Raw genomic sequence first — 13,315 nt, 5'->3', positions numbered from 1 at the left:
AGATTACCAAGCGTCTTTTTTTTCGCCAAAAGCACTATAAAAGCCGCGGAACACGGGATATTTGCTGTTTTAAGCATCAGAAAAGGATACCTGGTGGCATACTACATAATAGAAACAAAGCTAAAGGAATTGCATTTATGTCTCTCTCTGCACAACAACTCGCGGCTCAAAAGAACCTTTCCTATGTTCTTGCGGAAAAACTAGCACAACGCATTCTCCGCGGAGAGTACGAAGCGGGTAGTATTTTGCCTGGTGAAATCGAATTGGGTGAAATCTTCGGTGTGAGTCGCACAGCTGTACGAGAAGCAGTAAAGACATTAACTGCAAAAGGAATGGTTCTACCCCGTCCCCGCATTGGAACGCGTGTTATGCCTCGCAGCCACTGGAACTTCCTTGATAAGGAACTGCTGACCTGGTGGATGACCGAAGAGAACTTTAATGATGTGGTGGAATACTTCCTTGTTATGCGTAATAGCCTGGAGCCACAAGCCTGTTCCATGGCTGCCATAAATGGTACGCACGAACAAAAAGCATTCCTCAATGAAATGATGGCTGAGATGGTTAAGCTGAAAGGTGCATTCGACCGCCAACGCTGGATTGAAGTCGATATGGCTTACCATGAACAAATCTATGCAATGAGTGGTAACCCTTTCCTTTGTTCTTTCGCTAACTTATTCCGTTCAATTTATTACAATTACTTTACCGCTATAACCGATAACGAAGTTATTAAGCTCGATTTGCACCAGGCAATCGTTGATGCCATTACCCAGGGCGATAGTCAGGCCGCGTTAATTGCCGGTCAGACTCTGTTAAATGAACCCTTCGCTCACAGGTAAGGCCGCGTATTTTCCTGGTCGCCTTAAAACATCAGGATAAAAATGACCAAAACAGCTCGCAGTATGGCCGGGTTGCCGTGGATTGCGGCAATGGCCTTCTTTATGCAGGCGCTGGATGCCACCATTCTAAACACCGCATTGCCCGCCATCGCTCATAGTCTTGGGCGATCGCCTCTGGCAATGCAATCCGCGATTATCAGTTACACCCTAACCGTCGCCATGCTGATCCCCGTCAGCGGTTGGCTTGCCGACCGCTTCGGTACACGGCGGGTGTTTATGTTCGCTGTATCCCTTTTTACTCTCGGTTCATTTGCTTGTGCGATGTCAAACTCGCTCGGTGAATTGGTTATCTTCCGCGTAATACAGGGAATTGGCGGGGCGATGATGATGCCGGTTGCCCGCTTAGCGTTATTACGCGCCTATCCACGCAGCGAATTACTCCCTGTTTTAAACTTCGTTACCATGCCTGGGCTTGTTGGCCCCATCCTCGGCCCATTGCTCGGCGGTGTTTTGGTTACGTGGGCAAGCTGGCACTGGATTTTCCTCATTAATATACCTATTGGTATTCTCGGGCTCATCTACGCGCGAAAATACATGCCAAACTTTACGACTCCCCGTCGTGGCTTTGATATGACTGGCTTCCTTCTCTTTGGGTTAAGTCTGGTAATGATCTCAAGCGGGATGGAGTTATTCGGGGAGCGTATTGTTGCCAGCTATATCGGCATTCTGACGATTTTGGGTGGCCTTGTTCTGCTGGCAACTTATATATGGCATGCACGCCGACACCCCACGCCGCTTATCGCCCTTCCAATGTTTCGCACCAGAACCTTCTCTATAGGTATTGTCGGAAATCTCGCTTCGCGACTGGGAACGGGTTGTGTGCCGTTCCTGATGCCTTTAATGCTACAGGTCGGTTTCGGCTATTCGGCGTTGATCGCGGGTTGCATGATGGCACCAACTGCAATTGGTTCGCTGCTGGCGAAATCTACCGTGACACAAGTCTTGCGTCGCCTGGGCTACAGGAAAACCTTAGTCGGTGTCACGCTGGTCATCGGCTTGTTGATTGGGCAATTCTCATTGCAGTCGCCGGGGATGGAAGTTTGGCTGCTCATTTTGCCACTGTTTATTCTGGGGATGGCGATGTCCACGCAGTTCACGGCGATGAACACGATTACGCTTGCCGATCTTACCGACGAAAATGCCAGTAGCGGGAATAGCGTGTTGGCCGTGACGCAGCAGTTGGCAATTAGCCTTGGGGTGGCGGTAAGTGCTGCGGTGCTTCGTATCTATGAAGGTATCGACAGTATTAACACTGTCGAGCAATTCCACTATACGTTCCTGACGATGGGGGCGGTGACGCTAGTTTCGGCTCTGGTGTTCTTACTGTTACGCCCGAAAGATGGGCGCAACATGATTAAACGCTAGACCGAACCACGTTCCACCAGCTCAGGCGTCAGAAACAAGCGTTGCTGATCTAATGTGGGTTGCGCCATTCGATGTATCAGGACATCAACGGCCAACTCACCCAACTCATCTTTAGGCTGATGAATAGTCGTGAGTGGCGGCGTCATATAGCGCGCAAGTTCGATATCGTCATAACCGACAACCGCCATATCTTGTGGAACCTTAAGCCCGGCCTGATACAGCGCGTGGTAAGCCCCGACCGCCATCGCATCGTTGCCAGTAAACACGGCGTGCGGTGGATCTTCCAGTACAAGCAGCGAGTTCATAGCAGTGAAACCGCCCTGAAACTCAAAGTCACCGATAATCTCAAAGCCTTCATGAATCTCAAGACCGGCGCGATTCATCGCTTTGCGATAACCCTCGAGGCGTAAACGCGCAGGAGTTTTATCTTGCGGGCCAGCAATGCAGGCGATACGGGTATAACCATTATCAATTAAGTGCTGCGTCGCGGTTTCACCACCAAGCAGTGAGTTGTCCTGAATGACATCGCTCTCACCTTCAAAAGGTGCCCAGTCCATCATCACGGTAGGAATCGAAGGGTAGCGGCTCATTATTTCTGGTGAAGGGAGATGCGTTTCGGTGCACAACAGCAAAAGCCCGTCGACACGCTTTTGCAGTAATGTCTCCAGATTACGGTTCATCCGATGCTCGTCGCCTTCGGTATTACACAATACCAGGCTATAGCCACGCTCAAAACAGCTTCGCTCAACGCCGCGCACCAGCTCAGAGTAGAACGGGTTACTACTGGCGGTGATTAACATGCCAATCGTATGTGTCTGGTTGAGCTTGAGGCTACGCGCTAAAGCGGAAGGCGCGTAGTTAAGCGTTTTAATTGCCGCATCAACTCGTTCACGAATGGCATCACTCACGAAACGGTCGTTATTAATGACGTGCGAAACCGTAGAAGTCGAAACCCCCGCCATTTTCGCAACGTCTTTCATGGTGGCCATGATTATCCTTGCTGCTGCAAAAACTCGTCGATTTCATGACGCCACGGCACTGAAGGCTGTGCGCCTTTACGCGTCACGGCAATAGCGGCGGCGGCATGGGCAAAACGAATTGCCTCGGCCATTGGTTTATCTTCCAGTAATGCTGTGACCAGCGCACCATTAAAGGTATCGCCCGCCGCAATGGTATCTACGGCTTTGACCTTAAAGCCTGCAACGCGTTGCCCTTTACCCTTTTCACTCAGCCAGACACCACGGCTACCGAGGGTAATAATGACGGTTTCAATGCCTTTAGCGTGAAGCGCCTGAGCCGCAACCGCCGCATCGTCATCATTTTCGACGCGCACACCTGTCAGTTTTTCCGCTTCAGTTTCATTCGGCGTGATCATATCCACCAGCCCAAGCAGTTCGTCAGATAACTCACAGGCAGGTGCAGGGTTGAGGATCACTTGGGTATTGTTCTGATGAGCAATTTTAGCGGCCGCCAGCACGCTGTCCAGCGGTGACTCCAGCTGCATTAAAAGCGCTGAAGCTTCAGCGATTTTTTGATGTTGTTGTGCAACAAGCGCAGGTGTTAATGCCCCATTCGCGCCGGCATGAATGCCAATCACGTTTTCACCGGCAGCGTTAACGAAGATAAGTGCCACACCCGTTGCGGCATCTTTAATCGTGCTAATCGGAGAAGTGTCGATTTTGTCACTGATTAACTGTTTGCAGACGCGGCTTCCGGTATCGTCGTCGCCCACGCAAGCAATAAAGGCAATATCTGCACCGCTGCGCCCAGCAGCAACAGCCTGGTTCGCACCTTTCCCACCGAACGCGACCTGGTACTCTTGCCCGGTAACGGTTTCACCCGGCGTAGGAAAATGTTCGAGGTTAAGGATATGGTCAGCGTTAATACTGCCCAGCACGACGAGATTGCCTTTCGTTTTCATTTTTTATGTCCAGTTAAGTGCGCCACCCCAAATTCTGGAGTGGAGTGGCGCGGTGCCCTGCTTTTCTATTGTCGTCTTATTTAGTAATCAGCTTCAGGTCGACCGGGATTTTGGAGTCGACTTTTTCGCCTTTCAATACTTTGTCGGCAGTTTCTACGCCGATGACACCAATCTGGTCAGCCATCTGAGCCACAGTTGCACCCAGTTTGCCACCTTCAACAGCTTTCACGCCGTCTGCTGTGCCATCGAAGCCAACAACCAGAACATCGGATTTACCGGCAGTTTGCAGAGCACGCAACGCGCCCAGTGCCATTTCGTCGTTCTGAGCAAAGACCGCCTGCACATCAGGATGCGCAGTCAGCAGGTTTTGCATGACGTTCAGGCCCTTAGTACGGTCGAAGTCAGCAGGCTGGCTCGCCAGAACAGTAAACTTGTGCGCAGCCGTCGCTTGTTTGAAGCCTTCGCCACGTTCACGCGCAGCGGATGCACCAGCAATGCCCTGCAATTCGATAACTTTCGCGCCTTCACCCAGTTTCTTAGCGATGAAGTCACCCGCCATTTTCCCGCCAGCCACGTTATCAGAAGCAATGTGGCTGACCACAGTACCCTGATTCGCCATACGGTCGAGTGTAATCACAGGGATTTTAGCCTGGTTGGCCATTTTCACCGCATTACCTACCGCATCGGAATCAGTTGGGTTGATAAGCATCAATTTAGTGCCGCGAACGGTTAGGTCCTGCACGTTCGCCAGTTCTTTCGCTGGGTTATTCTGGGAGTCCAACACGATCAGGTTATAGCCCAGTTTGTCTGCTTCTTTCTGTGCGCCGTCTTTCAGGGAAACGAAGAACGGGTTATTCAGCGTGGAAACAACCAGCGCGATGGTATCTTTAGCCATGGCGTTAGCGCTGACAGTGGCGCTCAGTGCAACAGCGGAAACCAGAGTAGCCAGTTTTTTCATATTCATAGTCAGATGTCCTGTAGGGTTATGATTGTTACTGCTTTTTGTTGTCCACCAGCACCGCCAGTAAAATAACCACTGCTTTGACGATCATCTGGTAATAAGAAGAAACACCTAATAAATTCAGCCCGTTATTCAGGAAGCCTAAGATCAGCGCCCCGATCAGCGTCCCAACAATTCGCCCTTTCCCGCCCGCAAGGCTTGTTCCGCCCAGAACCACTGCCGCGATGGCATCCAGTTCATAGCCCGTGCCCGCCGTCGGTTGTGCAGAAGAAAGACGCGCCACTTCGATGATCCCGGCCAAAGACGCCAGCAGACCGCAAAGTGAGTAAACGATAATTTTAACTTTGTTAACGCTGATGCCGGACAGACGCGTTGCCGCTTCGTTACCGCCCAGCGCATAGATATAACGACCCAGGCGCGTGTGGTGCAGCATGTACCATGCCGCAAGGAAGACCACGCCCATAATCCACACCGGCGTTGGAATACCCAGCGGGCGACCAATACCAAACCAACCAAACAGATCGGCGTTATCAGAAAACCCCATGTTTACCGGGCTGCCATTGGTGTAAACCATGGTCACGCCGCGCAGTAAAAGCATCATCACCAGCGTGGCGATAAACGCCTGCACTCGGCCTTTCGCGACAATAATCCCCGTCACCGCACCGATGGCTGCGCCTAACGCCAGCGCACCAGCAATAGCCACCAGCGCATTGACTTCTAAACCCACAATCGATGCCGCAACCGCACCGGTCAACGCCAGCAATGAACCGACGGACAGGTCAATCCCGGAAGTCAGAATCACCAGCGTCATCCCAACCGCCATAATGGCGTTCACAGAGGTTTGTTGCAGGATGTTGAACAGGTTATTGACGGTGAAAAAGTTCGGGCTAAGGCTCGACACAATCGCAATCAGTACCAGCAGAGCGATAAGGGATTTTTGTTCTAACAGCCACGCTTTAGTGAACCAGCGACGGCCAGGAATAGCTTGGGTACTCATTTTACAGACTCCTGATTCACGCGATTGAGCTTGCCGACGGCTGCCGCCATTAAGACTTCCTGAGTGGCTTCTTCACGGGTAAATTCCCCGCCCAGATGCCCCTCGTGCATCACCATAATTCGGTCACTCATACCGAGCACTTCCGGCATTTCGGACGAAACGAGAATGATGCTTAACCCATCGGCTTTGAACTGATTGATTAACTGATAAATTTCTTTCTTAGCGCCAACGTCAACGCCGCGTGTTGGCTCATCAAGAATCAGCACTTTCGGGCGCGTCATCAGGCCACGGGCAATCGCCACTTTTTGCTGATTACCGCCAGAAAGCAGGCCGATTGGCTGCTCCATTGACGGGGTTTTCACGTTGAACAAACGGATAAAGTCCTGCACCGCTTGCTTTTCATCTTTATGCCGCAAGCTACCCACGTTATGGCTGAAGTAGCGCAGCGCAGTCAGCGACATGTTCTCTTTGACTGACATGCCGAGCACCAGCCCGTCACGCTTACGGTCTTCGGAGATATAAACGATGCCGTTTGCCAGGCCATCTTGCGGTGAGCGCGTCACCACTTCACGACCATCAAGCGCAACATAGCCGCCGGTACGCGGCAGTGCGCCATAAAGCACTTTCATTAATTCGGTACGACCCGCGCCCATTAAACCGGCAACGCCGAGAATCTCGCCCTTGCGCAAAGTGAAGCTGACGTCATGCACGCCAGGCCCGGAAAGGTTGTCGACGCGCAAAAGGGTTTCGCCAGGTTGTTTATCCAGGCGAGGGTATTGATCCTCAAGTTTGCGGCCGACCATCATTTCGATAAGCGTATCTTCGGTCAGCGTCACCACTTCACGCTCGGCAATAAATTGCCCGTCGCGGAATACGGTCACGTCATCGCAAATCTCGAAGATCTCTTTCATACGGTGCGAGATATAGACGATGCCACGCCCCTGAGCTTTCAGCTCGCGGATAACGCGGAATAAAGAATCGGTTTCGGTATCGGTCAAAGCATCGGTTGGTTCGTCCATCACAATGACTTTCGACTCGAAGCTCAGAACCTTGGCGATTTCGACCATCTGCTGATCGCCAATCGACAAATCACCCACCAGCTTCTGGCTGTTAAAGCGCAGGTTGAGCTTAGCGAGCAACTTATCCGCCTCGGCATACATCGTTTTCCAGTCGATTTTGCCAAAGCGGTTAACGTATTCACGGCCGAGGAAGATGTTTTCCGCGATGCTGAGCTGCGGGATCAGGTTCAGTTCCTGGTGAATAATGCCGATGCCCGCTTCCTGTGAGGATTTCGGGCCATTAAAGGTGGTTTCTGTGCCAAGCCATAACAACGAACCCGCATCACGTTGATAGATGCCGGTCAGCACTTTCATCATGGTGGATTTGCCTGCGCCGTTTTCGCCCACCAGAGCCATCACGCGCCCGGCGTACACATTCAATGCGGCACCAGAAAGGGCTTTCACGCCCGGGAACGATTTATCGATCCCTTTTAATTGCAGTAACGGTTCCATGCCGGCCTCAGAAAGTTACGCCAGCACAAAGAATGATATTCGCATACGGGGAACACTCCCCGCTGCGAATAACCGCCTGGCTATCAGCGGTGTGTTGCTTGAACTGCTCGTGACTAATGTAACGAATAGAAATGGTGTTTCCCTGGTGTTGTTGCAGTTGCTCGATGTGCTTGAGCAACGTTTCATGGAGTTGGGGATTATGTTGTTTAATTTCCGAAGCTAAGATCGCAGCTTCAACCTGCATCTCTTGCGTTACGACTTCTACGACCTGCATAAAACCCGGTACGCCGTGAGTCAGTGCCAAATCAATACGCGGTGTGTTGCGAGGAATGGGCAACCCGGCATCGGCAATCACCAGCGTGTCGGTGTGGCCAAGACGGGAAATAACAGACGAGATATCAGCGTTGAGAACTGTGCCTTTCTTCATTTTCTTACTCCACTAGCGAAACGTTTCGCTGAGTTGAAGTGTAGGAAATGTAGTGGTGGTAAAACAACCAGTAAGTTACAGAAGTGTGATCGGTATCGAAACGTTTCGCTGTCTTGTTTCACTGCGGGGGAAATGAGAGCGTGCACAATCAAACAGGCAAAAAAACGCCCCTTCGATTGAAGAGGCGTTAGCGTTATATCTCGACCTGAGTACCTAACTCGATAACCCGGTTCGGTGGGATTTCGAATTGGTCAGGCGCGCGCAAGGCGTTGCGTTGCAGCGCGAGGAACAGTTTGCCACGCAGGCGCAGATACCACGGGCGTTTGCCGATGATCAGCGACTCATGCGACATAAAGAACGATGTCTCCATCATTCGGCAGCTTAACCCTTCCAGGCCACAGCGGTGGAACACCTCTTCCACGTTTGGCGTTTCGCGCCAGCCGTAGCTTGCCACCACACGCCAGAATGTTGGCGAAAGCTGCTCGATAGAAACACGGCGAACGTTATGCACATACGGTGCATCTTCAGTTCGCAGCGTCAGCAGCACCACACGCTCATGCAGCACTTTGTTGTGCTTGAGGTTGTGCAGCATGGCAAACGGAATCACATTCAAGGCACGGGACATATAAACCGCAGTACCCGGCACACGTACCGGCGGCGATTTTTCCAGTGAGGCAATCATCGCTTCCAGAGAATTTCCGTGCTCATGCATACGGCGCAGCAGGCGGAAACGCTCGCTCTTCCAGGTCGTCATAATGATAAACATCACCAACGCCAGGCACAGCGGCAGCCAACCACCAGAGAAGATTTTCACTACGTTTGCCGAGAACAGTGGAATGTCGATGCAAAGGAAAGCAAAGCCCATCAGCAGCACGGCAATTTTGTTCCAGTGCCAGTTTTTGGTGGCAACGGTACAGCAGAGTATGGAAGTCAGTACCATCGTACCCGTAACAGCAATACCGTATGCCGCCGCCAGGTTGCTGGAGTGCTCGAAGCTCACAATGACAATCACCACGGAGATATAGAGGAGCCAGTTAATTGCTGGCACATAAATCTGCCCGGATTCCATTTCCGAGGTGTGGATGATGCGCATTGGCGACAGGTAACCCAGGCGCACAGCCTGACGAGTCAATGAGAACACGCCAGAGATAACCGCCTGAGAAGCGATGACCGTAGCAAGCGTTGCCAGAATCATCAGCGGTATCAGTGCCCAGTCAGGCGCCAGTAAGAAGAATGGGTTCTTAATCGCTTCAGGCGTTTTAAGCAGCAGTGCGCCCTGGCCGAAATAGTTAAGCACCAGTGACGGCAACACCACGGAAAACCACGCGATACGAATCGGCAATTTACCGAAGTGGCCCATATCCGCATACAACGCTTCGACCCCGGTAATAGAAAGCACGACAGCGCCGAGAGCAAAGAATGAAACCGTTTTGTATTCGATAAAGAAGTGCACCGCCCACGCAGGGTTCAGCGCATGAAGCACTTCCGGGTTGTCGATAATACTGCGTGCACCTAACACCGCCAGCACCAGGAACCATACCATCATGACCGGAGCAAACAGTTTGCCCACCATGCCAGTACCGTGTTTCTGAATCATAAACAGCAGCGTTAATACGATTATCGACAGTGGGACAATATAGGCATCGAGTTGTGGCGCAGCTATCTCAAGCCCTTCGATGGCCGACATAACCGATATTGCCGGGGTGATGACCACCTCGCCATAGAAGAAGCTGCCACCGATCAATCCCATGATCACCAGCACCGACGTCATTCTCGCCGACGTATGACGCCCAGCCAAAGACATTAGCGTCAAAATACCCCCTTCACCGGCGTTATCAGCACGCATAACAAAAGTGAGGTATTTTACCGAGACGACTAAGATCAACAGCCAGAAGATCAAAGACAAAAAGCCAAATACGGCGTCGCGTTCTACGCCAAACCCAAATTGACCAGACAGACATTCACGAAGGGTATAAAGCGGGCTAGTACCGATATCGCCGTACACTACCCCAATTGCAGCCAGCGTTATCGCAGGCAATGATTGTTTATTATCAGCGCTCATAGACTAATCTTTTGTTGGAATCCCGAAAGCGTGTGCTTAATCCCTTGGCCCACAAAAAGGCGCACAGTATGCACGATAATGATGGAAATCGTACCCCTAAATACAACAGGCTTATCTTATGTCAGGGAAAAAAGAACGGTTCATCAATCCATTAACGATAATATAGATGAACGATATACTCGCTATTCCCACTGGCTTTCAAACCGCGTAAGGATGCAATGCTAATTATGGCTCAATCACATTTATTGGCTGAAAGAATTTCACGGCTTAGCCAGGCGCTGGAAAAAGGACTGTTTGAACGAAGCCACGCAGTGCGACTTTGCCTGTTGGCCGCACTGAGTGGGGAAAGTGTTTTCTTACTTGGCCCTCCGGGGATTGCCAAGAGTTTGATTGCCCGCCGCCTGAAATTTGCATTCCAGCATGCACGCGCTTTTGAATACCTGATGACCCGTTTTTCCACACCTGAAGAAGTGTTTGGCCCGTTATCCATTCAGGCTTTAAAAGATGAAGGGCGCTATGAGCGCCTGACTGCCGGTTATCTGCCGGAAGCTGAAATCGTGTTTCTTGATGAAATCTGGAAAGCAGGCCCTGCGATTCTGAACACACTACTAACGGCAATAAATGAACGCCGTTTCCGTAATGGGGCAAGCGAAGAGAAAATCCCCATGCGTTTGCTGGTGGCCGCCTCCAATGAACTCCCTGAAGCCGACAGCAGCCTGGAGGCATTGTATGACCGCATGCTGATTCGCCTGTGGCTCGATAAAGTGCAGGACAAAGGTAATTTCCGTTCCATGCTCACCAGTCAGCATGATGAAAACCACAACCCGGTGCCGGAAAATCTGCAAGTTACTGACGATGAATATTTCAAATGGCAGCAGGAAATCAGCACGGTTGGGTTACCCGATAATGTCTTTGAACTGATATTCACGTTACGCCAGCAACTCGAAAACGCCGCTGGCGCACCTTATGTTTCTGACCGCCGCTGGAAGAAAGCCATCCATCTGCTGCAAGCCAGCGCCTTCTTTAGTGGCAGAACGTCCGTAGCGCCTATTGATTTGATCCTGCTAAAAGATTGCCTGTGGCATGACTCAGCGGCGATGAATTTGATGCAACAACAGCTGGAAATATTGATGACCGGCCACGCCTGGCAGCAACATGCCATGCTCAGTAAATTGGGTGCCATTATCCAGCGCCGCATTCAATTGCAACAGCAGCACAGTGACCGGGAAGCGATTACCGTGACCAAACAAGGCGGCATGTTTACCCGTCGTCCACAGTACCAGCTACCAGACTCACTGGCAGGCGAAACGCTGACGTTGTTACTCCAGCAGCCGCTAAAACTGCACGATATCGAAGTTATCCACGTTTCTATCTCCCGGGAAGCCTGCGCGCAGTGGCTGGTAAAAGGAGGAGAGTTACGTGGCAAGCTCAACGGGATCGGTTTTGCCCAGGTATTGAATATGGAAGTCGACTCAAGCCAGCACCTGGTTCTTCGCGATGTAAGCCTGCAAGGAACGCGTCTGGTGCAGCCAGGTAAGCAGCAAGAAGGGATCCCCGCCGAGATCAAACAGCAATTCGACGAACTGGAAGCGGCTCTCCACCAGCAACACGAACGTTTTAACGATCAGCAAAAATGTTTGTTCATCCACAACGAATGGCTGGGGAAAATTGAAGCCAGCCTACAAGATGTGGCAGAGCAAATTAAACAGGCGCGACATTAATGCTCAGCGTTGAGGCGCTCGATCTCATCCTCACCATTGGTGAGGCTGAGTTAATAGAAGAGATTATTATTACCCTGCTGGCAGCACCGCAGTTAGCGGTGTTTTTTGAAAAATTCCCGCGCCTGAAAAAAGCGGTGACCAAAGATATTCCTCGCTGGCGTGAACTACTGAAATCCCGACTTCATGATACCCATGTTCCGCAAGAACTCGCCCGTGAAGTCATGTGTTATCAGGAAAGCCAGTTGCTCACCACAAGTCAGCTATCCGCAAAACTGCCAGAAATTTTGAGTTTACTGAAAAGTGTCGACTCCCCCTTCTTCGGGCAGGCGCAAAAGCTGGTGGCTGAAACGCCCCATCTGACAGCCGCCCAACAAACGCTGTTCCTGCAACGCTGGCGCCTGAGCCTGGTGGTTCAGACGACATCGCTTAACCAACAATTGCTGGAAGATGAGCGTGACCTATTGATCGCTGAGGTGCAGCAGCGCCTGGCACTAAGCGGGCAACTTGAGCCGGTGTTAGTCGATAGCGATAACGCTGCAGGCCGTCTGTGGGATATGAGCGCAGGTTCACTTAAGCGTGGTGATTATCAGCTCATCGTTCAGTACGGCGATTTCCTTGCCAGCCAGCCTGAATTGCTCAAACTGGCCGAGCAGCTTGGTCGCTCTAAAGAAGCAAAAGCGGTACCGAAAAAAGATGCGCCAACCGAAACCTGGCGCATGCTGGTGCGCGAGCCTGCAACAGTGCCAGAGCAAGTTGATGGTCTACAACGTAGCGATGACATTCTGCGTTTGCTGCCGCCGGAACTGGCGACGTTGGGCATTAGCGAGCTGGAATTCGAGTTTTATCGCCGGCTGGTGGAAAAACAGCTACTGACTTACCGGCTACATGGCGACTCCTGGCGCGAGAAAGTCATGGAACGCCCTGTCGTTCACCAGGACTTCGACGAGCAGCCACGCGGGCCATTCATTGTCTGCGTGGATACTTCCGGTTCAATGGGCGGTTTTAACGAACAGTGTGCCAAAGCCTTTTGTCTCGCACTAATGCGCGTGGCGCTGGCCGATAATCGCCGCTGTTTCATCATGCTGTTTTCCAGCGAAGTGGTGCGTTACGAAGTGTGTGGCGCAGATGGTATTGAGCAAGCGATCAGGTTTCTGAGCCAGCGTTTTCGCGGCGGCACTGATATCGCCAGTTGTTTCCGGGCTATCGTGGAAAAAATGCAGGGAAGTGAATGGGTTGACGCCGATGCGGTAGTGATTTCTGATTTTATTGCTCAACGCCTGCCAGATGATGTGGTGACGCAAGTGAAGGATCTCCAGCGCAAACACCTGCATCGTTTTCATGCCGTCGCCATGTCGGGGCACGGCAAGCCCGGCATCATGCGCATATTCGATCATATCTGGCGCTTCGATACCGGGATGCGTAGCCGCCTGATTCGTCGCTGGCGGCGTTAATGC

General features: G+C 51.6%; 11 protein-coding genes. 4 read left to right on the top strand and 7 right to left on the bottom strand.

The window, feature by feature from the left end:
• Positions 1-137: 137 nt before the first annotated feature.
• Both M975_RS19100 and mdtD read left to right on the top strand, forming a co-directional pair.
• Positions 138-836 carry a FadR/GntR family transcriptional regulator gene (locus tag M975_RS19100; RefSeq protein ID WP_064561457.1) on the top strand — a complete coding sequence of 233 codons (699 nt, stop codon included), beginning with the start codon at positions 138-140 and terminating at the stop codon, positions 834-836.
• A 42-nt stretch (positions 837-878) separates the two neighbouring features.
• Complete coding sequence (gene mdtD / locus M975_RS19095; protein WP_064561456.1) at positions 879-2,261, top strand: multidrug transporter subunit MdtD; 1,383 nt, start codon at positions 879-881, stop codon at positions 2,259-2,261.
• Here mdtD and rbsR read toward each other — a convergent pair.
• The 7 genes from rbsR to kup all read right to left on the bottom strand — a co-directional run bounded on the left by rbsR (position 2,258) and on the right by kup (position 10,140).
• Positions 2,258-3,250 carry a ribose operon transcriptional repressor RbsR gene (gene rbsR / locus M975_RS19090; protein WP_064561455.1) on the bottom strand — a complete coding sequence of 331 codons (993 nt, stop codon included), beginning with the start codon at positions 3,248-3,250 and terminating at the stop codon, positions 2,258-2,260. The genes mdtD and rbsR overlap by 4 nt on opposite strands.
• A 2-nt stretch (positions 3,251-3,252) precedes the next feature.
• Positions 3,253-4,182 (bottom strand): ribokinase, encoded by a 930-nt coding sequence (gene rbsK, locus M975_RS19085; RefSeq protein WP_064561454.1) that lies wholly within the window; start codon positions 4,180-4,182, stop codon positions 3,253-3,255.
• Between the two features lie 76 nt (positions 4,183-4,258).
• On the bottom strand, positions 4,259-5,146 hold the full coding sequence (rbsB, locus tag M975_RS19080) for a ribose ABC transporter substrate-binding protein RbsB (RefSeq protein WP_064514934.1): 888 nt from the start codon (positions 5,144-5,146) through the stop codon (positions 4,259-4,261).
• A 28-nt stretch (positions 5,147-5,174) separates the two neighbouring features.
• A complete protein-coding gene (gene rbsC / locus M975_RS19075) occupies positions 5,175-6,140 on the bottom strand; it encodes a ribose ABC transporter permease (protein WP_064561453.1) in 966 nt (321 codons plus the stop codon).
• Complete coding sequence (gene rbsA, locus M975_RS19070; protein ID WP_064561452.1) at positions 6,137-7,651, bottom strand: ribose ABC transporter ATP-binding protein RbsA; 1,515 nt, start codon at positions 7,649-7,651, stop codon at positions 6,137-6,139. Before rbsA ends, rbsC begins: the two co-directional genes overlap by 4 nt.
• A 7-nt stretch (positions 7,652-7,658) precedes the next feature.
• Complete coding sequence (gene rbsD / locus M975_RS19065) at positions 7,659-8,078, bottom strand: D-ribose pyranase (protein WP_064561451.1); 420 nt, start codon at positions 8,076-8,078, stop codon at positions 7,659-7,661.
• A 193-nt stretch (positions 8,079-8,271) separates the two neighbouring features.
• Complete coding sequence (gene kup, locus M975_RS19060) at positions 8,272-10,140, bottom strand: low affinity potassium transporter Kup (RefSeq protein WP_064561450.1); 1,869 nt, start codon at positions 10,138-10,140, stop codon at positions 8,272-8,274.
• Between the two features lie 227 nt (positions 10,141-10,367).
• Between kup and ravA the strand changes: the two genes are divergently transcribed.
• A complete protein-coding gene (gene ravA / locus M975_RS19055; RefSeq protein ID WP_064561460.1) occupies positions 10,368-11,861 on the top strand; it encodes an ATPase RavA in 1,494 nt (497 codons plus the stop codon).
• Positions 11,861-13,312, top strand: coding sequence for an ATPase RavA stimulator ViaA (gene viaA / locus M975_RS19050; RefSeq protein WP_064561449.1), 1,452 nt, complete (start codon positions 11,861-11,863; stop codon positions 13,310-13,312). The genes ravA and viaA overlap by 1 nt, the downstream gene beginning before the upstream one ends.
• The last annotated feature ends 3 nt before the right edge of the window (positions 13,313-13,315 follow it).

It is taken from the genome of Buttiauxella brennerae ATCC 51605, from assembly GCF_001654925.1.
Classification (GTDB): Bacteria; Pseudomonadota; Gammaproteobacteria; order Enterobacterales; family Enterobacteriaceae; genus Buttiauxella; species Buttiauxella brennerae.
Note: the sequence above shows the minus strand (reverse complement) of the source record. Positions and strands in the feature narration are given on the sequence as shown.